The 24,051-nt window shown below is 63.8% G+C and carries 13 protein-coding genes; 9 read left to right on the forward strand and 4 right to left on the reverse strand.

All coding sequences use genetic code 11. From position 1 onward, the window contains the following. The first annotated feature begins 267 nt into the window (after nucleotides 1-267). Both DN387_RS05080 and DN387_RS05085 read left to right on the forward strand, forming a co-directional pair. A complete protein-coding gene (locus DN387_RS05080; protein WP_078480985.1) occupies nucleotides 268-762 on the forward strand; it encodes a DUF2599 domain-containing protein in 495 nt (164 codons plus the stop codon). A gap of 36 nt (nucleotides 763-798) precedes the next feature. Further along, entirely contained in the window at nucleotides 799-2,070 is a 1,272-nt protein-coding gene (locus DN387_RS05085) for a DUF2599 domain-containing protein (protein ID WP_078480984.1), read from the forward strand. 125 nt (nucleotides 2,071-2,195) lie between these two features. On the opposite strand, the gene DN387_RS05090 is transcribed toward DN387_RS05085, so the two are convergent. Continuing rightward, entirely contained in the window at nucleotides 2,196-3,107 is a 912-nt protein-coding gene (locus DN387_RS05090; protein ID WP_043862783.1) for a LysR substrate-binding domain-containing protein, read from the reverse strand. A 220-nt stretch (nucleotides 3,108-3,327) separates the two neighbouring features. Between DN387_RS05090 and DN387_RS05095 the strand changes: the two genes are divergently transcribed. The 4 genes from DN387_RS05095 to DN387_RS05110 all read left to right on the forward strand — a co-directional run bounded on the left by DN387_RS05095 (nucleotide 3,328) and on the right by DN387_RS05110 (nucleotide 5,582). Further along, on the forward strand, nucleotides 3,328-3,537 hold the full coding sequence (locus DN387_RS05095) for a hypothetical protein (protein ID WP_043862784.1): 210 nt from the start codon (nucleotides 3,328-3,330) through the stop codon (nucleotides 3,535-3,537). 23 nt (nucleotides 3,538-3,560) lie between these two features. Further along, nucleotides 3,561-3,830: a hypothetical protein gene (locus tag DN387_RS05100; protein WP_043862785.1), complete on the forward strand. Its 270-nt coding sequence runs from the start codon at nucleotides 3,561-3,563 to the stop codon at nucleotides 3,828-3,830. A 95-nt stretch (nucleotides 3,831-3,925) separates the two neighbouring features. After that, nucleotides 3,926-4,612, forward strand: a complete 687-nt coding sequence (locus DN387_RS05105) for a transcriptional regulator (RefSeq protein WP_054914513.1) — start codon at nucleotides 3,926-3,928, stop codon at nucleotides 4,610-4,612. Between the two features lie 52 nt (nucleotides 4,613-4,664). After that, nucleotides 4,665-5,582, forward strand: coding sequence for a pyridoxal-phosphate dependent enzyme (locus DN387_RS05110; protein WP_054914512.1), 918 nt, complete (start codon nucleotides 4,665-4,667; stop codon nucleotides 5,580-5,582). 6 nt (nucleotides 5,583-5,588) lie between these two features. Here the strand turns inward: DN387_RS05110 and DN387_RS05115 are convergent, their stop codons facing one another. Next, entirely contained in the window at nucleotides 5,589-6,296 is a 708-nt protein-coding gene (locus tag DN387_RS05115; RefSeq protein WP_043862787.1) for an MgtC/SapB family protein, read from the reverse strand. A 557-nt stretch (nucleotides 6,297-6,853) separates the two neighbouring features. Here DN387_RS05115 and DN387_RS05120 point away from each other — a divergent pair. From DN387_RS05120 to DN387_RS05130, 3 genes are read left to right on the forward strand one after another with little or no spacing between them, the layout of a single operon-like run. Beyond that, nucleotides 6,854-7,342, forward strand: coding sequence for a hypothetical protein (locus DN387_RS05120; RefSeq protein ID WP_156326191.1), 489 nt, complete (start codon nucleotides 6,854-6,856; stop codon nucleotides 7,340-7,342). Nucleotides 7,343-7,389: 47 nt separating this feature from the next. Continuing rightward, on the forward strand, nucleotides 7,390-9,435 hold the full coding sequence (locus DN387_RS05125; RefSeq protein ID WP_054914510.1) for a hypothetical protein: 2,046 nt from the start codon (nucleotides 7,390-7,392) through the stop codon (nucleotides 9,433-9,435). Further along, nucleotides 9,422-14,494 (forward strand): RHS repeat-associated core domain-containing protein, encoded by a 5,073-nt coding sequence (locus tag DN387_RS05130; protein WP_254506019.1) that lies wholly within the window; start codon nucleotides 9,422-9,424, stop codon nucleotides 14,492-14,494. The genes DN387_RS05125 and DN387_RS05130 overlap by 14 nt, the downstream gene beginning before the upstream one ends. A gap of 18 nt (nucleotides 14,495-14,512) precedes the next feature. Here the strand turns inward: DN387_RS05130 and DN387_RS05135 are convergent, their stop codons facing one another. Further along, nucleotides 14,513-15,235 (reverse strand): Crp/Fnr family transcriptional regulator, encoded by a 723-nt coding sequence (locus DN387_RS05135; protein ID WP_043862791.1) that lies wholly within the window; start codon nucleotides 15,233-15,235, stop codon nucleotides 14,513-14,515. A 26-nt stretch (nucleotides 15,236-15,261) separates the two neighbouring features. Next, the gene (locus DN387_RS05140; RefSeq protein ID WP_054914508.1) at nucleotides 15,262-23,853 is read right to left on the reverse strand and encodes a glucoamylase family protein; all 8,592 of its coding nucleotides are present in this window, start codon (nucleotides 23,851-23,853) and stop codon (nucleotides 15,262-15,264) included. Between the last annotated feature and the right edge of the window lie 198 nt (nucleotides 23,854-24,051).

Genomic DNA, 24,051 nt, shown 5'->3' on the forward strand with positions numbered 1-24,051 from the left:
ACCCAGGCCTTAGCCCCCGCTACTGATACTTCTGTCAGTAGCGGGCTGGTGTTGCTCACCGTTACTGTTTGCCTTGCCGTTGGGCAGACAGTGGGAGAGCGACATGAACACCTTGCGACATACGCTGGCCCGGCCTGTCCGTACCGAACAAGCCCCCCTGGAACATCGAGACGCGCCGCCCGTATGCGCGTCACCAGCCCGCAATGGCAGCCAACGGCAACCCCTGAAGTGTGATCGACATGGGCAATCCTGCCAAAGGAGCCGGTGATGCCCATCCATCTTGCCACCAGAGCTTGTTGTTTGCTGGCAGCAGTACTGCTGACTGGCTGCATCCATCCGAGCCAGCAGTCGACGCCTCATGCGCCAGGCACCCAGGCGTCGAGCAGCGAGCTTTCCTCCGTCGACGCTTCGCCTGGCGAAGCCGCTGCGCGCGCACGTTGCACGCGCTACTTCGAGTCGGGGCAGTGGAGCTACCGCTACGACCCAGGCATCCGCAAGAACGCCTGGACCCTGGAGCTCACGCCTACCTATTGCGGGCGACGCATCCGCCAGGACGAAACCAACGCCGCCTACGCGGAACTGTACAAGCGCTACGGCAGTGACTGGCGCTGGCGCCTCGACAACGGGGGCGGCATGCGTCGTCAGTTGGTGTGCCACCTGGCCACCGCCCGCTACAAGAAAACCTGGAACCTGGAGCCTTTTCGACCCGATGTGTCTCATCGCGTATCGGTGGCTGCCGGTTGCAATCCGACGCCACGTTGACAGGCAGTTTCAGCACTGCAGCACAAGGAGTGGACCATGAACAGGTTAAAGATGTTGATGTTTCTGGGGTGCGTAGCAGCCAGTGCGCCGGGGTTGGCACAGTGGGCGCCTGGCTCACCACGCAGCTCGCTGGAGGACGGCAATGCCACCGTAGCCGACCTCAGGTACAACTACAGCGCAGGCAACTCGCATTGCGGTGATTCAGGCAAACCGCCGTTTCTATGCAGCGGTGTCCTGATGCGCGTCACCCAGCGGCCGCAGAACCCCGGGGCATTTCGCATCTGGGACCCTAGCCCGACCTCGGCGAGAAGTGGCGGAACGTCGTTCTCCTACATACGTTACGACGCAAGGTTCAGATCAGTGGCGTGGGGATTCAACGACGGTCTGATCATGTATCCCCAGGACCGCAGGCCAGCGGGCAAGGACCTGCTGATGGTGCAGTGCGCCTACAGCATGGATGGCTGGAACTGGTTCAGGAACACACCCTGCGGCACCATGGTCTACGAGGGAGTTGTTTACCCACACAGCCGGCCATGCCAGAGCCAGGGCGTCACCACGCCTCAACAATGGCTCGGGATCTGGTACCAGCCCGCCAAGTACCGCCCGCTGAATCAATGCGGCTTCGACATGCGCAGGGGCGTTGCCAACAGTGCCGGTTACTTCATGCTCATGCTGCAGATGAAAAACATACTGGCCGCAGAAGGGTTCAGCGAGCAGAACGAACTTGTTGTTACGACATGGCCGGCGGGTCGTGCCAGAACCCTGCCCATCCAGGCATTCTTCTATATGCCAGTGGGTGTGCCTGCCCACTGGCCGGCAGGGGTACCGAACGGGCTGGCCGCTGCCAGGCTCAACCAGAAGGAGTTTCGGGCCGACACCGGCATCATCGTGCCCATTGTGCGGCTGACGCCACCTGCCAACATCAATGATCACTTTCGCTTCGACTTTATCGTTGCCGATCAAGCCGAAACAGGTTCGACCGGGGTCGTGCCTCCGAAACCGGTGCCAGGCCGCTGCCCGCGCTACATAGACTCGGTGAAATGGGGCGCGATCAATGGCAACCAGTGGAGCCTGGAAATCAAGCCTTCCGCCTGTACCCGCACTATTGCCGCAGACCAGACCGACCTGGCGTTCCAGGAGCTGCTGAACAAGGCCGGCAGTGACCGGCAGTGGAGCAACACCAACAGCATGCGTCGCCAGTTCGTCTGCCTGCTGACCACGTACCGAACCAAAGCATCCTGGTTCATCGAGCCGCATCGCCCTTATGTGTCCCACGAGGCGGCGGTCAAGGCCAACTGCAACCCCTAGGTTGTTGCAGGCCCGCACTTTATTGCGGCCGAGCACAGGTCGTGAGTTGTCGCTTTATTGATACCTGCTGAAACTAAGCACTTGGCAGGCAGACGCAGTTACAGCGTGCAGTGATCGGCCCGCTTTCACGCCAGCCACAGCCTGAACTGCTCCTTGCAGTAATCCACGAACAACTGCGCAGGCTTGGTCAGCTGCGCACGTTTGAGCCAGGCGGCCACCAGTGCCGAACCGGTCACGTCTTCGGCGATATCCACGCACACCAGTGGCTGGCCGTCATAGCTGATGGTGGAACGTGGCCGCGTCACCAGCAGTGCGAAACCGAAACCCTGGCCGACCATGCCGCGCACCATCTCGATAGAGGGCGAGCCGAACACGATGTTCGGGTTCAGGCCCAGTTCCTCGAAAATGCTCACGAAATAGGTACGGCTGGGTTGCACGTCCAGCAGGATCATCGGCTCAAGTACCAGGTCGCGCAGCGAAACCTGGGCCTGACCGGCGAAGCGATGGCCGGCAGGCAGCAGGGCGTAGGGCCTTTGCGGCGCGGTCAGCGGCTCGGTTTCGATGGTGCTGTCCAGGTCATGCTGGTAGAAGATCGCCAGGTCGAAGCGGCCGGCCGTCAGCCCCTGTACCAGCTCTTGCTGCTCGCCATCGCGCAGGCGAATTTCCACGCCCGGAAAGCGTTGGCGAAACCCGGCGATCAGCCGCGGCAGATAGAGTGGGGCGACGGTTTCGAAACAGCCGATGTCGATCTGCCCACTCACCACGTCGTTGTCCGCCAGGGCGTTCTGCTCGAACTCATGGGCCATGCGCAGCAGTTCCTGAGCCTTGCGGTAGAACCGCGCACCGCCCGGGGTCAGTGAAACCCCCTGGGCATGATGCCGAATCAGCAACTGTACGCCGAACCCGTCTTCGAGCCCCTTGATGGCCGTGGATATCGATGGCTGTGCGATGTACAGCTTGCGCGAGGCTTCGGCCACGCTGCCGCATTCGACCGTGGTGACGAAATATCTAAGCTGACGCAGGGTATAGGACGCCACGCAAACACCTCAGGTTGTAGTTTTTGCCTACCTTACCGCGTGCTGGCCTTGCGTGCCCCGCAGGTTGCAGCGGATTTTGCGGGGCACAGAGCATATTTTTCCTTCGCTGGCGGATACGCGGCCCCTGACCATTGATCGGCTGGCTGGCACCTACCACGTCCAGGGGCCTCGAAAAACTGCAGGGCCCGCATTTGTCGGACCACGACCTGAGGTGACCGCCATGGCTATCGATCCACGCCCGCAGGATGACCCCCTGTGGAAGGACCCGCTCAACGACCCGCGACGCGAACACGACCCGGTGACTGACCCGAACGTGCGTGGCGACGACGATCGCCGCGAACACCCTAACGACGTCGAGGGCATTCCCGACACCAACCCGTCAGTGCCCGAACCTGACGAGCCGACGCCACTGTCGGATGAACGACGCTGAACCTGTACCGGAGGACGCCAAGCATGATTCATGACCCGCGCAACCGCGAGCCCGTTGCTGAAGACCAGCCACAACCGCTGCCGCAAACCTGGAAACGCCCGGACGATGGCAAGAGCCTGCCTGAACGCGATGTGGAGGTGCCGTTGCAGGATGCCGGACGCCCGGACGAAGGAGGGCAGGAGCAGAGCAATACACCCGAACCTCACAAGGAAAACCCCTACAGCCCTGACTTCAAGCCACAACGTGAGCGCAAGCCGCGCACTGATGCCGATATCGATACCGATGGTGGCTAGCAGGCGATTTTGTGCTGCGATGATTTTAACGAACCGTTGAAAATTAAACTTTATGTTGATATTTTCTCGGTTCGTTTTTTCTTGTGGTGCGCTCGATGGCCCTCGATACAACCCCTGAACGCCAGCTGGTGCTGGGCGTACTGCACGCAACGGTGCAGATGCTTGGCACTGTGCTGGGACGCACCACCGAGGTGGTCCTGCACGACCTGACCCGGCCGGAACATTCGGTGATTGCCATTGCCAACGGGCATGTCAGTGGGCGTCAGATCGGCAGCCCGGTACTGGCCGGGCCTCGTGAAGACCAGGGGTTCAATGCGGTGCTGCAGGCCCTGCGCGACAAGGGCAGCCATACCCCGGTGGTGGTGGGCAACTACCCGAGCCTGGGCCGCGACGGCAAGACCCTGCGCAGTGCCACTGCGGTGTTCCGCGACGCCTTGGGCGAGCCCTATGCCAGCCTGTGCGTGAACACCGACTTCAGTGGCATCGCCGCCGCCCAGGCGTGCCTGGAACAGCTGCTGCCCGGCACCGGGGCAGCCCCCGGCGAGCCCACCGAGAACCAACCCGACCTCGAGCAGTTGATGGCGCAGATCATTGATGCGGCCCTGCACGACGCACGCAGCCAGGGCCGGCGTATCGCCAAGGCGCAGAAGCTCGAGGCGGTGCGCCAGATGCACGATGGCGGACTGTTCATCGTCAAGGGCGCCGTCGAGAAAGCTGCCGCCGCACTCGGGGTGACACGCTACACCATCTACAACTACCTCGATGAAATCCGCAACCGCTGAGCAAGCGTTGAAATTCAATCGATCGTCGAACTGGCCTGACCTGGAGCCTGGTATGTCCCTGCATCTCGAAACCCCTTTGGTACCTTCGCGCCCGCTCAGCCTGGCCAGCGGCCAGGACGTGTGGCTCAAGCTCGACGCCCTGCAGCCCTGTGGCTCGTTCAAGCTGCGTGGCGTGGGCCTGGCTTGCCAGGCCTATGCCAGGCAAGGCAAGCGCCGCTTCGTGTCCTCGTCGGGGGGCAACGCCGGTATTGCGGTGGCCTATGCGGGCCGCTGCCTGGGCTTGCCGGTGACCGTGGTGGTGCCGCAAACCACCACCGAACGCGCCAGGCAGCTGATTCGCCAGGAGGACGCCGAGGTCATCGTGCACGGCAGCGCCTGGCACGAGGCCAATGCCTATGCGCAATCGCTGCTCACCGACGACGCGGCCTTCATCCACCCCTTCGACGATCCGCTGCTATGGCAAGGCCATGCCAGCCTGATCGACGAGGTGGTCATCAGTGGGTTCAAGCCCGATGCGATCGTGCTCTCGGTGGGCGGGGGCGGCCTGTTGGCCGGGGTGTGCGAGGGGTTGGCACGTAACGACTGGGCTGACGTGCCGGTATTTGCCGTGGAGACCGACGGCGCCGCCTCGCTGGCTGCCGCGATGGCCAGCAAGGCCCCGACGGCCCTGCCCGCAGTGACCAGCGTGGCGACCTCGCTGGGGGCCAAGCAGGTATGCCAGCAGGCCTTCGAACTCAGCCAGCAACGGCCGATTCACAGCCATGTGGTGACTGACGCTCAGGCGCTGGATGCCTGCGAACGTTTTCTGCTCGACCACCGTATCCTGGTGGAGCCGGCCTGTGGTGCAGCGCTGGCGCTGGCCTATGCACCGAGTGAGGCACTCAAGGCATATCAGTCGGTGCTGGTGGTGGTGTGCGGCGGGGTGACGGCCACCCACGAACAGATCCGCGAGTGGCGCGCCAGTTGCTGAAGCGGGTCAGTCCGACGCCAGCTCGAATACCTGCCAGCGTACCGAACTGACGCCTTTCTCAAGGCTCACCCGGCTGGCCAGGTGCTCGAGCTGCGAGGGCGCCTGCGGGTCGCCCATCAACTCGGCCCGCACCTCCAGCTTGGCCGGGTTGGGCAGGTCTTCACTGTGCAGCGATTGCAGACGCAGGCCACTGCTGCCAAAGCTATGCAGCATCAGGCTGCGTACCTGGATCTCGTCTTCGGCGCGGCATACGATGCGCACCTCGTAACGCTGCTCGGCCTCGCTGGCCGGTAACACATCCTGCTGGTTCAGCCGCTGGGCGATGTCACGCAGCAGGATGTTGGCGCATAGCACCATCAGGCTGCCCAGGCTCGCCTCAAGCAGTAACCCCAGGCTGCACAGCACACCGACGGCGGCGGTACACCACAGCGTGGCAGCGGTGTTCAGGCCGCGCACGTTCATGCCGTCGCGCATGATTACGCCACCGCCCAGAAAACCGATGCCCGACACCACATAGGCCGCCACCCGCGAAGCGTCGGCCGGGAGCATGCCCGGTACGGCCTGGGTCACCAGCACGAACAGGCAGGCGCCGGTGCTCACCAGCGCATTGGTGCGCAGCCCGGTGAGGCGCTGACGCAGTTGACGTTCAGCGCCGATCAGCGCCCCCAGTACCAGCGCGACAGCCACGCGCAGCAAGAATACTTTCCAATCCATGAACCACCTCAAGGCACCGGCAGACAGCCGGCGTCAGCGCACTTGTGCGCGTAAAGATTTCGGGGATGGCAACGGGTACGAGCAGCCGACACACCTCGTCACGATGAGGGGCGTCAAGCGGGGAGGGGAAATGAAGATGCGTCATCCCGCCAGGGATGCGGATCGCCACTGACCACCGTGTTCGGCGAGCAGTGGCAGAAGGGTCTGCTGGACTAGCTCGCCGGCTGTACCTGTCGCAATCGACTAGGGCAACTGTCCAATGCAGGACTCCTGTGCAGGCTTGCAAAAATGCGGGCGAGAACGTAACGCCATGGTGCGAGCCGGTCAAGGCTTTTGTTGCAAGTGAATGAGTGTGCCAGCCTGGGCAGAGGGTTCAGCACGCGTAACTTTCACTCGATGTGCCCAGTGTTGCCATACACGTTTCATGCCTTGCAACTGGCAATATTACCAGTCTGAAAACACAGGTGCTCAGCATGAACTTGTTTAACTAGCAACTTGACCGGGAGGGCAGTGATCTTACACTCTGAATGCCACGCTGCCAGATAAAGGGCATCCTCATGAACCTCCATTTTTCGCGCACCCTTATTGCTTTCACGCTTTTCGTGATAATGATTGTGCTCTCGCTGGTCATCATCCTTTTCATGAATAAGTCCACAACGCCTCCTCCTGCACCACAGGGTATTTCAGTGTTGCATTTGTACAAGAAAAACAGCGGGGGATGCACTATCCAGATGACCGTCGGCATGCATCGCTTTGCCAACAATGATTGCGACAATGACGAGATGTATAACTTCGCCGTTGAAAACCCTCGGGATGGCGTAAGGTTCGGCATTTACAATGCCGGGCACTGCAATTCGGATGAGTCCTATTCGCACTATAAAATCGTCAATCCGATCTATGGTCAGATGACTGCAAAAATAAGTGTTTCAAGGGCCCATTATGTCGCTATTGGCCAGGAGGTAACCCGGGGCATCATCTCCGAGGGCTTCAAGGATGGGAAGCTGGAGGGCAAGGTGTCCTGCGTCTATGTATCAGCCGATGGATAAAGCCCACTCCCGGCAACCCGTTCCACTCAACCGCAGGAAGCGACATCATGGCCCACGTTACAGACACTGCAGTTGCAACCTTGAGTTATTTTCTGATCGAGGCAGATGCGTTCAGAGGACAACAGAATGCCAAAGCACATCTGTTCGCGAATGGTCGTCAAAAATCAAAAGTGATCATAACCTTACAAGCCCGTAACTCGTATGGCGAAGTGGTACTGTTACCGGTTGGCGGCCTCGAGATAATTCCGTACACCACCGCGCCCGGGGGGTGGGTTTCTGGGACGCAGCCGCCCGAAACCGGGATACTGCCTTATGATGAAGGCACCGTCAGAAGTGGCAAGACTTCAAAAAAAAAACATACTGACAGCAATGACTATCAGACCTTTGTACGCTACCTGCATTTGGACCCCAGTGTTGATGCGCGCACGGTGTTCAAGTTTGCAGCCAGGATCAGAGTGCAAAGCAGAGTCTGGACGACCAACAATCTTGATGTCCCGTATGGTGGCCAAGGCGAAGGAGGGCGTTTCAATAGCAGCGTTCAGATAGAGGCTGTAGAACCAACGCAATACAGGGTAGGGCACGGGTTGGTCGTATCCAGGCCTGTGGTGGTGTTCCAGGGCGCCTCCTCAGAGGCCGGAGGGCGTGCGGCACGTGTCGAAAATACCTACGTTACATTGCAGAACCCACGAACCGCCAATGTCGTGAAGATCCACAGCATGCAACAACCCGCCTATGGATCGTCGCTCCACTTGAACAAGGCAACCTGCATCGGAGCCCCCAACAGCACGGCATCGACCCCCACGATCGTGGGCTCAACCGAAATGATGATGGCCTACTACGACCTTCTCAGCCCCCTGAGATCACCGCGTGACGCAATCTGTATTGCGGTGGGCATGATCGCCTACTTCAACGTCGTTCTGAAGAGACTCCAGCAAAGCTACACCTACGGCATGGATGTCTATGGCAACCGCTTCGATCTGTCGGTGCACCTGCATTCCGAAGACCCGAATGCAAGCAACCAGGCACCGTGGGGGTATACCTTGACCGTTGAAGGGGTGCCTCCCCGATCATTCGAGGCGCTTGCATCTTCGCGAGCTGCGCCACCATTGGGGAGTTGGCTGTCGCAGATACGTATGAGACTAGGCTCGCCAACGGGACACCTTTACCCGAATCTGCGCCAGCAGGTGGAAGTTGTAGTGGAAATACAGCCACGCACCAATCAGGACGTCTCCCAGCAAGAGCTCGACAGCGTGTGCCTGCTGCTACGCAACGATGACGGTACCTACACTGCGCTGCAGTGCGAGGATAACGGGCAAGCCCAATGGTTCTACAGGACGGTACGCAACGCCTACGACTACTACCCAGGCACGTCAGCACAGGCCAGCGTGCATGCAGCTTCAGAGGGCGAAGCACTTGCCGTCTACACCCGCCGGTTCTACGTGCATTCCCGTGCCCTTGCGGGCACCAATGTCACCCTTTGGGCGGGCATCACCCGCATACAGGGCGCTGAAGAGTACTTCTACGTCACGGACGGCAGCGAAACCAGTTTCGACGAGCACGTCGATATCAGCACAAAGCCCATCCCTGTGTTCGGCCTTGACGACTACAGCTTTGAGCGGGAACTGGTAGGCGGTGAGGGAAATTCCGATCTTTTCATCTGGGAATATGTGCTGAGCACCTGGGTGGCCTTGCGTGCCGTGGAACCTACGGGTTTCGGGATGATCCAGTGGGCCGTGCGTTCGCCCAGTGACACCCGGGCCTCCCACGTCGGCTACGCCGCCCCGGGCCACAGCGAGGTGTCCTACAACCCTCTGATCGAGCTGGGCGACGACTTCAGGCCAGTGCCCAGCGTGTCAAGGATACGCCCGCAGAGCGTCGTCGTGGTCCTTCAGGGGGGCAACAACATACCGTTTCATAGCCAGTCCTCCCGAGAGCAAGGTGGCCCGCGCCCGCTGTTGTTCGTTGACGCGTATGGCAACGACCACACCTTGATGATCCATTACGCCGATACGTCTGCGTCCGGCTCACGCAGCCTGCGGCTGTCGCTGGCAACGGGTGCCGAAAGCCGGAGCGCCACGGATGACGAGGCCTGACGACGTTACCCGGCGCCTGCGCGCCGGCGCGCTCTACACCCAGGCGAGTAATTTTCTGAGCCATGTAAGCACCGGCGTGGACCCCAGAACCAGCCAGTTCACGCTGGCTTGCGAGCTGCCGGCACTGCACGCCAACCACCTTGCCGGGCCGGTCATTCAACCTGCGCTGCATTTCAGCCCACTGGGCTCGCACACCGACAGCGGGTATGGCCTCGGCTGGACGCTCGGGTTGTCCATGCTCGATTTCAACACCGGTCAGCTACGGATCAATTCGGGCGACACGTTCAAGTTCGATAGCGACCGTTCGGATTTGAGCAAGGGCGGGCAACTGGTGTTCGAAGACCAGAAGCTGTGTTCGTTCGAGGTGTTCACCGTTGACGACAGGGCTCGCTGTTTTCGCATCGACTACAAGGATGGCGTCTGCGAGTACCTCGAGGTCCAGGACAACAGCGGCATGGCCATGCTCAAGCAGATCGTTTCTGCCCAGGGGCGCCGCGCGTACCTTGAATGGCTTGCAGGCAGTGGCCCCTACCTGCTGTGGACCATCCGCGACGAGCAGCGTCTGTTGCTGGACGTCCAGCATGATAGGGATGAAACCCGCTTCGTGATGTTTCCGGGTTCTGACAGCACCACAGTCGTCACGCTGCTGCGAAGTGACCGGCTCAATGAGCTGATCCTGCCTGATGGCGGCAACCGCTGGGCCTTCACCTATTGGCAGGATCCGCAAAGCCGATTGCTGTTCCCGAGCAAGGTGCTGGGGCCGCTGGGCAGCACGGACGAAGTCGATTACGCCACGGGGAACAATGGGCTTCGGCTGCCACAGGGCGCGCCGCTGACCGCTTTGCCCAGGGTGTCCACGCATCGGCACGACCCCGGTGCGGCCCAGCCGGTGGCCTACACCACCTACGCCCTGATCGGCTCGAACAACTGCTTTGGCTACGGGGGTGTCTCGGCAGGTGAATGGGCAGACGGCAAGGACAACCTCTATCTTCTGCCACGTTATGACTATGGATGCCTGCAAACCCTGCACGACGAACAGGGGCGCAAGGTGCAAAGTGTCGAATACACCTGGAATCACTATCACCTGCAGACGCAGAAGTTGACCGTGCGCGGCGAGTGCAGGGTTTGCCAGCAGAGCGTGTACGCAGACGACCCTGCAGTGGGTTGGGACGACCAGCCGGCCTGGTGTCAGCTGCCGATTGCCCGCATTACCCGCTATGAAACCGGCAACCGGTTCAGGGAGGAACGCGACACGTGCGAATACGATGCCTATGGCAATGTACTGAACCAGCGATTCGCCGATGGGCGCAGCGAAAGCCGCGAATACTATCCGCTGGGTGGCGCGCAGGGCTGCCCGGATGACGGGGGAAGGTTCGTGCGCTGGCTCAAGCGCTTCACCACTACTGCCCCGGCACCCGATGCACGGTCAGCGGGTCATGTGGCGCACACCGACTATGCCTACGTCAGGCTGCACAAGCGCCAGGCAGAGGATCGACAGCACCTGGTGCTGGACAGCGAAGTGGCTCGGGAAGCGATTGATAGCGGGGAAGTTGAAACGGCCAGAATCCTGCAGCGTGTCGAGCAGGCAGCAGACAGCCCGTTCCATGGCCTACCGATATCCAGTGTAACGCTCTACAACGGCTACGCCGCCACCACGAATTTCCTGCGCACCTTCGAAGGCCCGTTGCTGTGCGAAACCCAGCAACGGATCAGCCATGACCACCTGGTAATCAGCTCATCGACCCTGCGCCACGTGCTGACGGGCCTGACCATCGAAGAACGCAACGAACACGGTACCGTGACCCGTTTTGACCACGACGCACTGGGCCGTACCATACGCCGCATAGAAAGCGCGAACACGCCGTATGCGACCAGCACCCGCTGTACCTACCAGCTGGTTGGCCTGCAGCGTGATCGAACGGTGTACGTCGAGCAGACCGACAGCAACGGCCAGCGCCTGCGTGTGGAGCTGGATGGTCAGGGACGCCCGGTGCGCGAACTGCTCGAGTTTCTGGACAGCCCCGGTGCCCCCCTGCGTGAAGTGCGCCGAGTGACCTACGACGTACAGGGCAATGTCACCAGTGAGACCTCGCAGGACTGGGCTGCCGCCCAGAACACCCCGTTTTGTAGCAGTACGGTGCTCACCGCCTACGATGACTGGGGCTCCGCATGCCGGGTGCAGCATGCAGACGGCACGGTGGACCATACAAAGCACGACCCCATCCAGCGTACCCAAGTGTCCTGGCAACAGAGCGCCACCGGGGAGCAAGGGCCTCGCACCACGCTGTACCTGAATGCAAGCGGCAGTGTCGAACGTGTGGAGCTGCATGAGCCTGGGGGTGGCCCGTTGTTGCGCCGGGAGCGCTGGACACTCGATGCGCTTCAGCGTCCGGTAGCCCATACGATAGAAACGCCCGATGGCGAGCAGCGCACCACGTCCACCGTCTACGACCGTGACGGCCGGGTCGCGCAGCGTACCCTGCAAGACCACAGCCGCGTGAAATGGCGCTTCGCCCCCCACAGCGATGGCGATGCCATTGCAACCCTTTCACTATGCACCGCAACCCGCGAGACGCTGCTGCTCAAGCAGACGTTCGATGGCCTGGATCGCCCCCTGACGCGCGATTGCGGCGGGCAGCAGGAAACCCTGGCGTATGTGTCGGGGCAGATTCCTCCCGAAGCACTCACACGCTCCAACGGCAGTGTCACGCACTTCGGCTATGAACCCGAGCTGGATTATCAGCTCAAGCGCATCGCGCGGCCGAGCGAAAACAGTGAAAGTACCTTCACCTACAGCCCGCCCCACGGTCGCCTTACCCGGGCCACCGGCGGGCTGGGGCAGATAGCTTGGGATTTCACCGCCTCGGGTCTGACCAGTGCCGAGCACTGGCACCATGCAGGACAGCCCCAAACCTGCGGCTGGCAGTATTCGTTGAACGGTCGCGTGCTGTCGTTTGCCGATGTACACGGCCAGATGACTTACTGCACCTACGATGCCGTGGGGCGTATCAGTGGCCAGCACTGCGGCCCGCTGGCCTTGCAACTGGGCTACGACGCATTCGGTCGGTTGGCGCAGACCCTCACCACCGACGGCCAGCACGGCCAGTCACAGCAGCAGACCCTGACCTACGACCTCCTGGGCCGTGAGTACACCCGGACATGGGTGTGCCATGGTATCTCGGGTATGCAGCGCTTTCGCCAGCGCTTGAGCTGGACCCAGCAGGATCAGTTAGCGACACGCACGTGGGAATCGCTGGAGGCGGAGCAGGCTACCTTGTTGAGCGAAGAGCACTACCGCTACGACGTGCGCAATCGCCTGGTCGAAGCCACCACGCAAGGGCCTCATCTGGTCACCGACCCCCGCACCGGGCAGCGCATTCGTCGCCAGACGTTCTGTTTCAATGCGCTCGACGGTTATGAACAGATCGACACCGAGTACGAGAATGGTCAATGCAACCACATGAGGTTCGCCTACGACAGCGATGTGGCTGCAGATCGTCCGGTTCAGATCACCCACAGCTGGCCGCAGGCTCTGATCATCGACCTTGAATACGACGCCGCTGGTCAACTGACAAGGGAGCGGCATGACGGACAACTGTGGCGGGCATTGTCCTGGGACAGCCAGGGGCACCTGACGCGCCGGGAGGACGGCACCAGTACCTGCGACTATGCGTATGACCCGCTGGGCCGTCTGATCGAGACCCGCGTCAATGGCACCACGAGCCACCGTTTTTATGACGGCCAGCGTATGGTCAACGAGCAGAGCGACCAGGGCTGGTTGACCTTGATGCGTGCCGGCAGCACCGTGTTCGCCCAGACCCTGCTGAGCCAGGCGGTACGCACGGTTATGATCAGCGCCAGCGATGGGCAAGGCAGCGTGCAGATTGAAACCGGCGAGAGCAATTGCTTTGTGGGTTACAGCGCACATGGCCTGGACAACGGCACCGCGCAAAGCAGGGTGGGCTACGCCGGTGAAGTGCGCGAAACCGACAGTCTGTTGTACATGCCCGGCAGCAACCGCCCTTACGACCCGTGCCTGTTCATGTTCCTCAGCCCCGACAGTGCAAGCCCCGATGGTGCGGGCGGCTTGAACCGCTATGCGTATTGCAGCGGCGACCCGGTCAACCGCGTTGACCCGGACGGGCATGCGTGGTGGAACTGGGTCGTGGCTGGTATCGGGCTGGTGCTGGGAGCGGTTGCAGTGGTAGCGACTGCCGGCACTGCAGCGCCTGCAATAGGTGCGGCATACACAGCTTTGCTCGGTGCCGGTGCGAGTACTGCAGGTGCTGCGGCAGGCGCTGTCGCGGCGGTGGCCACCACGTCGATTGCAGGAGCCGTATCGGTGGCAGCGGTAGCGGTGGAAGCCATTGCCCTGGGTAGCGGAGCTGCGTCGATGGCGCTTGAGGCCAGTGGCAACGAAAAGGCTGCGGGCATTCTGGGCTGGATATCGTTCGGAACAGGCCTGGCTTCGTTAGGTATGTCGATTGGGTCGTCTGCGCCAAAAGTTGCCGCGGAGGCCAATCGCCTAGTGGGTGGCCTGCGCAATGGTCAACTGCTGAAAAGAAGCGCTTCGAAGTTTTCCAGCCTGCCGACTGTGACCACGCAACCCCTGAGTTCGGCACCGAAGGCGGCCTGGAAAAGCTTTTCGACGGGGCAGGATAAAATCATCTTCGGTAGCAACCGCCCCGTTGCAGGAAAAAACTTCAATACGCCCCTGAATTATTTCCGCCGTAGAACGAGTGTGAATGCCGTTCCACGGGAGATCTTGATTTTTTCGGGCTCTCACGGCGCCCCCGATGGAGCCAACTGGGCCAGTAATGGCATCCGCAGATCAACCTTGATCAATTCAGATTTTTTCCTATCGGATACGGCGACCCATGGTGGCGCAGTGGGAGGAAGAGTGAGGGTAGTCGACCTCAAGGGAATGACGGAGGTGGAGTTTGGCCGCTACCTGAACAATAACGACAGCCATGTGATTCTCGGCTTTTGCTTTGGAATAAATGATCAGGCATTGAGGTTCTACAAGAACCTGGCACCGGTGACGAGTTACGTACCGTAGGGTATTGGGAATGGAAAACTAGGTACGTAACGGCAAATAGGGCAACAGGCGTTGGGTTTCACTGCGCACCACCGCATAGCATTCACAACTCAGTCGTTCCAGCTGCGGCCGATCGAGCACCTTGATGTGCCCGCGGCTGTACTCGATCACCCCCAGGCGCTGCAACTTGCCGGCCGCATCGGTGACGCCTTCGCGGCGCACGCCCAGCATGTTGGCGATCAGCTCCTGGGTCATGTTCAGCTCGTTACCGGTCAGGCGGTCCAGCGACAGCAGCAGCCAGCGGCACAACTGCTGATCGATCGAGTGGTGGCGATTGCACACGGCGGTCTGTGCCATCTGGGTGATCAGCGACTGGGTGTAGCGCAACATCAGCAGCAACAGCTCGCCATGGCGGTCGAACTCGTCCTTGAGCCGCTGGCCCGGCAAGCGCCAGGCAAGCCCGGCACTTTGCACCACGGCACGGTTGGAGGTGCTTTCGCCGCCCATGAACACCGCAATGCCCACCAGCCCCTCATTGCCCACCACGCAGATCTCCGCCGAGGCGCCGTTTTCCATGACATACAGCAGCGAAACGATGGCATCGGTGGGAAAGTACACATGCGTCAGCCTGTCGCCCGGCTCGTAGATCACCTTGCCCAGCGGCAAGGCAACCTGCTCAAGGTGCGGCAGCAGCCGCTCGCGAACCGGGTCGGGCAGGGCGGCGAGCAGATGGTTCTGCCCGCTGGCTGGATCATGGGACATGGGGCCGGCATCCATAGGGTAAGGCCCTAGGGTACTCCCTTTAGCAAGGGTAACGTCGCGGTTGCCGATGCAGCGCACAGCAAGGTGACCTGATGCTCGGCGCCATCATCGACCAGCGACAGGCTTGTGCCGTCGATCACCCCGCCATCCAGGCTCAGCACCTGTACGGCCTGTGTGCCCCGGTGCACATCGATGTGATAAACGCTGGCGCCATACCGGTACTGCAGGCTGAAGCCCGACCATTCTGGCGGCAGCAGCGGTTGCAGCAGCAGGGTGTTGCCCTGGCGCTCCACCCCCAGCAGCGATTCGACGATCAGCCGGTACATCCATCCGGCCGCACCGGTGTACCAGCTCCAGCCGCCGCGCCCGGCATGGGGCGCCACACCGTAGACATCCGCCGCCATCACGTAGGGCTCCACCTTGTAGGTTTCGATGCGGGTGGCATGGCCCTGGCTCTGGGGGCTGATCATGCGCATCAGTTCCCAGGCGCGGGCGCCGTCGCCCAGGCGGGCGAACGCCATGCTCGCCCACACGGCGGCGTGGGTGTACTGGCCACCGTTTTCACGAACCCCCGGTACATAGCCCTTGATGTAGCCGGGGGCGAGCGTGCCCTTGTCGAACGGCGGGTCCAGCAGCAGCACGATGCCGATATCACGCCGCACCAGGTGGCGGTCCAGCGACGCCATGGCACTGCGGCAGTGATCCAGGGGCGCGGCGCCCGACAGTACCGACCAGCTCTGGGCGATGGAATCGATGCGGCACTCCTGGTTGCTGGCCGACCCCAGGGGCTGGCCATTATCGAAATACGCACGCCGGTACCAGGCGCCGTCCCAGGCATGGGCCTGCAGGTTGCTGCGCAGCCGCCGCGCCTGCTCGCCGCAGCGCTGGGCAAAGCGGGCATCGCCATGCAACTGCGCCGTTTCGGCGAACCGACGCAGCACCTCGTGGGCGAAAAAGCCCAGCCATACGCTTTCGCCTATGCCGTGCTCGCCCACCTTGTTCATGCCGTCGTTCCAGTCGCCGCTGCCCATCAACGGCAAGCCGTGGGCCCCGACGCAAAGGCCGTGCTCCAGCGCGCGCTGGCAATGCTGGTAGAGGGGCTCTTGCAGGGGCGAATGACCGGGCAGGTCGTAGTAGGACTCCTCGCCGTTGTTGAGTGCGCGACCGTCCAGATAGCCGACGGGCTCGTTCAGCACCGCAGTGTCGCCAGTGATCTGCACATAGCGGCTGGTGGCCAGGGCCAGCCAGAGCATGTCGTCGCTGCAACGGGTTCGCACGCCGCGATCCATCGGCGGGTGCCACCAGTGCTGCACGTCGCCCTGCACGTACTGGTGGCGGGCACACAGCAGCAGGTGGGCGCGGCTGCTGGCAGGGTCGGCGTGCACCATGGCCATGCTGTCCTGCAACTGGTCCCTGAAGCCAAATGCACCGCCGGACTGGTAATAGCCGCTGCGGGCATGGAAGCGACAGGCAATCACCTGGTACATCAGCCAGCCGTTGACCAGAACGTCCAGCGCAGGCTCCGGGGAGTGGATGCGCAGGCTGCCCAGGGTGGTGCGCCAGTGCTGCGTGACCCGCGCCAGTTCGACGTTGGCGGCGCGTACGCCGCGGTACTGCTGCACCCGCCGGGTGGCGGCCTTGGCGTCCTGCTCGGCGCCCAGGCGGAACACCACTTCGCGGCTTTCACCAGGCGCCAGCTCGACGCTTACCTGCAGCGCACCACAGGGGTCCATGCCGCCGCCGAGGCGCCCCGAAAGGCGCGCCCGGCGCAGGGCTGCCGGGTCGGCCAGGGTACCGTTGCGCCCCAGAAACTCGACCCGGTCGCCACTGAGGCCGGCCTGGGGCCAGTCGCAGTCCAGAAACCCCACGCGACCCGAGAATTCGATGGAGTAGGCGTTGCGCGCAAACAGCGCGCCACTGAACGGGTCGGCTTCGGTGACGACGTGCATGGCCGACTTGCTGCGCAAGTCCCCCAGCACCCATTCCACGTAGCAGGTCGCTGACAGGCGTCGCGCACGATCGCCGGTGTTGCGCAGCACCAGGCGCGAGAATTTGACCGGCGCATCCAGCGCCACGAACACCCACAGCTCACTGTGTATGGCGTCCTGCACATGCTCGAACACGCTGTAGCCAAAGCCGTGGCGGGTTCGGTAGGCGCCGCTGCCCGGGCAGGGCGCCGGGGTCGGCGACCAGACCTGCCCGGAATCTTCGTCGCGCAGGTACAGCACTTCGCCGCCGGGGTCGCTGACCGGGTCATTGTGCCAGGGGCTCAAACGGTACTCGTGGGCGTTTTCGTACCAGCTGTAGGCACCGCCGGTTTCCGAGACGATGCTGCCGAACCCGGGGTTGGCCAGCACGTTGACCCAGGGCGCCGGGGTCGGCTGGCCCGGGCGATGATTGATGATGTATTCACTGCCGTCGGCGCTGAAGCCGCCGTAGGCGTTGCCCAGCGTGGGCGCCATGGCCAGCGGCTGCAGCGTGTAGCCGGCACTCTGCGGCCCTTGCAGCAGGCTGGGGGTGAACGGCGCCAGGGCCGGCTCGATGCGCCGCCGGTGGACCTGCTCGGCCAGGCTGCCATGGCTGTCGTTGAGTATCAGGCGTGCCACCGAGCGCATCAGCGTGCGGTCTTCGCTGGACAGCTGCTGCGCAGGACGCACGAAGATGCCGCCCGGGCGGTCCAGCAGGGCCGCTTCGACCCCGGAGGTCACCAGGCCCATGATCAGGTCCTGCAGTTGCTGGCGGTAGCCGGCCTGGTCTTCGTTCCAGATCACCAGGTCCACCACCAGGCCTTTCTGGCGCCAGTAGGCATGGGCCTGGACCATCTGCTGCACCAGCTCGATGTTGGCCGGGTCGGCGATCTGCACCAGCACGATGGGCAGGTCCCCGGAGATCGCCTGGCCCCACAGCCCCGACTGGCTGCGCCGATTGCTGGCCAGCACGGCGCTTTCGGCGCGCAATGCAGGGTTGGCATACAGCACCGAGGCCGCCATCTGCTCGAACAGCCTGGCATCGGCCATCGAGGTGTTGAGCTGGCGCAACAGCACCTGGCTGTGGGTCCAGGCCAGGTCGAACACCCGGTCGGCCAGATGCCGGTCGCGGTATTTGTCGATCAGGTGCAGGCAGGCCTCGCGGCTGTCGGCCACCCCGGTGACCAGGTCGATGGTGGCGCTTTGGCCAGGCTCCAGGCTGATACGGCAGCGGATGGCCACGACCGGGTCGAGCACCGCGCCGGCAGTGCCGGACAGCTGCTCGCAGGTGTCCGTCAGCGCGGCCGGCGCCTGCAGGGTGCGGCCGCGGCCGATGAAGCGGGCACGGTCGGTTTCGTAGGAGATCTGCTCGATGTCCGCCCCGTGGGCTGCCAGCAGGTGGCACATCCACGGCACGGCTTCGTCACTGGCACGCGGACGCCGGCTGCACAGGATCGCCTGCAGCGGTCGCACCAGCTCGGTTTGCACGAACAGCTTGCTGAACGCCGGGTGCAGCGCATCGCTGATGGCCGAGGCCAGCACCACTTCGGCGTAGCTGGTCAGCTCCAGGGTGCGCCGGGTACGGGCGCGGTTGGTCAGGTGCAGGCGACGCAGCTCGATATCGTCCTCGGGGGACACCACGATCTCGGTGTGGCAGTCGAAGTTGAACTCGCGCACGCGAAACTCGGCGCGGGCATCGGTGAACACGGTTTCCTGGCTGTGCGCGCGATGCTGGGTGGGCTGGTAGGTCGTGGACCAGAAATGCCCGCTGGCCACGTCGCGCAGGTAACAGAAGGTGCCAAGGCTGTCGCTGGCGATGTCTTCGCGCCAGCGCGTTACCGCCATGTCGTTGCAGCGGCTGTAGCCGCCACCGGCATTGCTGACCATGACGTGGTAGCGCCCGTTGGACAGCAGTTGCACGGCCGGCCGACGACGGTCCGGGTCGGTGAACACGCGCAGCTTGGTTTCATTGCCCTGGCTGGCATCGTCGACGGTAGGCGCCTGGGCTGCATGCAGGTATTGCGTGGCGCGTTTGGGCACGCGCTCCTGCAGCAGCAGGGCACAGGCCTGGAAGGCCGGCTCGGCGGCAAAGCGCCGCTGCATGGGCTGACCCAGCAGCAGCGAGGTCAGGGCCAGCAGGCTCATGCCCTGGTGGTGTGCCATGAACGAGCGCACCACGGCGGCATCGGAGCCAGGGGGCAGGCGTGCCGGGGTGTAGTCGACCGCCTCGTACAGCCCGAACCGCCCGGCCACCCCCTGCCTGGCCAGGCGCCGCAGGTTGTGGCAGGCGGCCGCGGGCGCGACCATCAGTGCCAGGGCACTGGCGTAGGGCGCGACCACGTTGTCCTCGCCCAGGCCACGCTTGAGGCCCAGCCCCGGCACGCCGAAGGCGCGGTACTGGTAGTTCAAGTGCGCATCGACGGTGTTGTAGCCGGACTCCGAAACGCCCCAGGGCGTGCCCAGCTGGCTGGCATGCTCGATCTGGCGGGTGACGGCCGCCTGGCAGGTCTGGTCGAGCAGGGTGCCTTCGTAGCTGGGCATCACCAGCATCGGCATCAGGTACTCGAACATCGAGCCGGACCACGACAGCAGCACCGGCACCCCGGCATTGCTGGTCAGCAGGCGCCCCAGGGCAAACCAGCTTTCCTGCGGCACCTGGCCCTGGGCGACGACCACGAAACTGGTCAGGCGAACTTCGGACGCCAGCAGGTCGTAGAAGGCGCTGTCCAGGCGTCGCTCATCGACGTTGTAGCCGATCACGAACAACTCGCGGCGGGCATCGTAGAGAAAGCCGAAGTCCATGTCGGCCATGGCCTCGACGCGCTGGGCAAGCTGGGCCGCCTGCTGCATGCGCTGGCGGGCCAGGGCCCGTACCTGCAGCACCTGCGGGCGATCGGCAGCGCACCACTGCTCGGCGTCCAGCCGCGCCAGGTCGCGCCAGCAACCGGTCGGCGGCCGCGTGCCCGGTTCGTTGGTGGCAGGCAGGGCAAAACGCAGCAGTTCGTCGCGCTGCTCGGTGCACTGACGTTGCAGGCTGTCGAACCAGAAGCGCGCATCCGGATCGTCAGCGGGCGCCGGCAGGTCGAGTGCGTCCTGCAGCAGTTGCACCAGATCGTGTGGCTGAGGTGCCTGCAGACGCCGGCATAACGCCTGTACCTCGTTGGCGGGCAGGCCGGCACTGGTCAAGGCCTGGCCGAAGACGTCCAGGGTATCGAGCAACCCCTGGGCCTGGCGCGGGTCATCCAGCGGTGTGTCGGCCAGGCCCAGCAGGCCGGGCTTCAAGGTCAGCAGCAGACCGGCGAGATTGCCGCTATCCACCGTGGAGACGTACAGCGGTGGCAGGGGTTTCAGGGTGAGGGTGTCGTACCAGTTGTAGAAGTGGCGCTGGTGACGCTCCAGCCCGTCCATGCTGTCGAGCATGGACTGCAGGCGTTCGAGCAGCCGCCCGCCGCCCAGGTAGCCGAAATCGTGGGCGGCCAGGTGGGCCAGCAAGGCCATGCCCATGTTGGTGGGCGAGGTGCGGTGGGCAATGCGGGCAACCGGCAGTTCCTGCACGTTGTCGGGGGGCAGCCAGTGGTCGTCGGGGCCGACGTATTGCTCGAAAAACGCCCAGGTCTGGCGCGCAAGGTTGTGCAGAAAGCGCAGGTCTTCGGCAGTGGGGTCGAAGTGCGCGCGCGGGGAGGGGCGGCTGATCCACCAGGCCAGTGCCGGGCTGGCCAGCCACGCCAGCAGCAAGGGCGCCGCCAGGGCCAGGGTCATGGGGCTTGGCAGCAGGCACAGGCCCACGACCAGGGCCAGTATCGGGGCGCTGCACATGCTGCGGTACAGAGCCCCCAGACGATTGACACTGGTGCGTTCGACTTCCCGTGACGGGCTCCATTGCAACAGGCGCTGCTTGCTGACCAGCATGCGCCACAGCGTACGCACGATAGCGTCAAGGCTGTAGTAGGCCTCATACGGCAGCCAGGCCAGGTGCAGGCCGGCGCGCGCGAAATGCAGGGCGCAGCCGCGCAGCGCCGCCCACAGGTGCTGCGCTAGGGGTACGTCGACAGGCTTGCGCAGCATCTCCAGCAGGGTGCCGAGCACCGCGTGGGTCAATACCAGCAACAGCGCGGCAAGGGTCCACAGCCCGGGCCGGCCCGAGGCCAGCCAGCCCCACAGCAACAGGCACAGCAATGCACCGGGCTCCAGGCTGCGGCGCAGGTTGTCGAACAGCTTCCAGCGGGCCAGGGCATCCAGCCGGTTGCGCGCATAGGTGCCGCCAGCGGTGGGCGCCCAGGGCAGCACCCACGGCAGCAGTTGCCAGTCCCCGCGAATCCAGCGGTGGCGGCGCTTGACGTCGGCGCTGTAGCGGGCCGGGTACTCTTCGAACACCTGAACATCGCTGAGCAACCCGCTGCGGGCGTAGCAGCCCTCGATCAGGTCATGGCTGAGGATGCGGTTGTCCGGCAGGCAGCCTTGCAGCGCCTGCTCGAACGCATCCACGTCGTAGATACCCTTGCCGATGAACGAGCCTTGTTCGAACAGGTCCTGGTACACGTCCGACACTGCGCGGGTGTACGGGTCGACGCCGGCGTCGCTGCCGAACAGTCGCGCATACAGCGAGCGCGCCGCGCTGGGCAGGCTGATGCCGACCCGCGGTTGCAGGATGGCGTAACCGCTGCCGGCCTGGGCGCGGTTGAGCGGGTGCTGCATGGCCCCGACGAACTGGCGGGCCGCATTGCGCGGCAGCTGGGTGTCGGTGTCCAGGGTGATGACGTAACGTACCGCCTCCAGCACCTGGACATCCCCCACCTGCAACATGAAGCGCCCCTCACCATGCCCGCGCAGCAGTGCATTGAGATCGGCCAGCTTGCCACGCTTGCGTTCCACGCCCATCCACACCTGCTCGGCGGGGTTCCAGCGCCGCGGACGGTGCAGCAGCACGAAGCGCGCATCGTTCGGGTACTTGTGGTTCAGGCCCTCGATCAGGCTGGCGGCCAGGGCCATCAGCGCGGCGTCTTCAGGCAGGGTTTCGCTGGGCGCATCGAGAAAATCGGTCAGCAGGGCAAAGTGCAGGTAATCGTCACGATTGGCCAGAAAGCGCACTTCCAGCCCCTCTGCCAACTCCTCGATATCGGCGGCATTGGCCATCAGCGTGGGCACCACCACCAAAGTACGCGCCTCAGCGGGCAGGCCCTCGCTGAAATCCAGGCGCGGCAGCAGGCGGGGCGTCACGCTCAGGGTCACCAGCCAGTTGACCAGGTCGATGGCCAGGCGGCTGGTCATCACCAGCGTGGGCAGGGCCAGCGCAAGCAACACTGCCAGTGGCCAGCCATCGCGCAGCGTGGTGTACAGCAGCGGTGCGCTCAGGCCCAGCGTGAGCAGCGCCACCGGGCCGAGGAAGAACGTGAGTGGCGCGCGATGCAGCAGGCGCCGCCAACGCTCGCCCAGCGCCACGCCGGCGTGCACGCGGCGCTCGAGCTGCGCTCGCCCGGCGCCGACCAGGTAGAACCCCACATGGGTGGTGGCGCTGGCGTGTGGCAGCGGGCTGGGTGCACCGGCGGCCAGTTCGACGGCGGCGCGGGCGATTGCCGCCTGCGACTGTGCGCTGTGCCGGGACAGGCGTTCGATGACATGCCGGTAATGATCGCGGCTGGCGAAGTCCATGGCTGGGTAGATGCCGGCAGGATCGCTGCGCAGCACCCGTTCGACGTGGCTCATGTGCTCGACGAATTCGCGCCAGTCGCTGGTGGCGAGCAGGCGCAGGCTGGCAATGCTGTTGCTGACCGAGACCTGGTCGGCTGCCTGCTGCTGGGCATCGAGCTGCACCTGACGCTCGATGCTCAGGCCGGATTCGGCGAGCATCTGCTCCACCCAGGTCAGCGGCTGGATCAGCGCGGCGCTCTGGCCTTGCAGGCGGCGTGCGAGCTCGGCGACGAAGGCGGCGGTCATCGGCGGCTGCGAGCGCGCCATGTCGGCCAGCACCAGCACCACGCTCTTGGCGTCGCGCCCGGCGGTCTCGCGCAGGCGGTCGGCCCAGTCGTTGGCCAGGTTGCGGTCGGCCCAGCTGGCCATGACCCGCGAGGCGACCCGGCGCAGGTTTTCGATCAGCGCCAGGCGCAGCATGATCGGAATGGCCCACAGCTCGCCCAGCGCCAGGGAGGTGACGCTCTGGTAGGCCTCGACGAAGTGGCTCAGGCTGTCCACGTCGACGCGTCCATCGCCATGGGCGATGGTTTCCAGGGCGATGTCATAGACCCGCGGCAGCCTGCTGGACACGCCGTTGGCCAGGCGTGGCAGCTCGCGGCTGTAGCCTTTGGGCAGGTGGGTCTTGGCGATGCGGATGTGTTCTTCGACCAGGTAGTAGTTGTCCAGCAGCCATTCGGCCGCCGGCGTGACCCGTCGCGCGGTGGGCTGTTCGGCGATCAGCACCGCGCAGCTGCTGGCCAGGGTCCGTTCGTTGTCGGCCAGCCGTGCCAGCAGGGTGTCCTTGCCGCTGCGGGGGCTGAGGGCGTGGTGCTGGGCCAGAAAGGTGCCGTGGGCGGCCATCTGCTCGGCGCTGAACAGTTCGGAGCGCAGGATGGCTTCGTATTCGAACTTGCGGGGTGTGGTGCGCCAAAGGCCTGCGTTGCGCAGGCTGGCGCGTGCACGGCTCCAGTAATTATCCATAAAGGCCTGTAGGTGCTCGCGTCGCGGGGTCTGGCCCCCAGTGTGGCGACACATGGCGCAGGCGTCTGTTCGCTAGCGAACACAGTGGGCTTTGTGCCCTGCAACCCGGTAGGCGCTGGCCTGCCAGCGAAGAGGGCAGCGCGCACCTTGTGGCAACGGCGTCGGTGCCTTCGCCGGCAAGGCCGGCTCCTACATGGC

The sequence above is a fragment of the Pseudomonas sp. FBF18 genome, from assembly GCF_024261405.1.
GTDB lineage: Bacteria > Pseudomonadota > Gammaproteobacteria > Pseudomonadales > Pseudomonadaceae > Aquipseudomonas > Aquipseudomonas palmensis.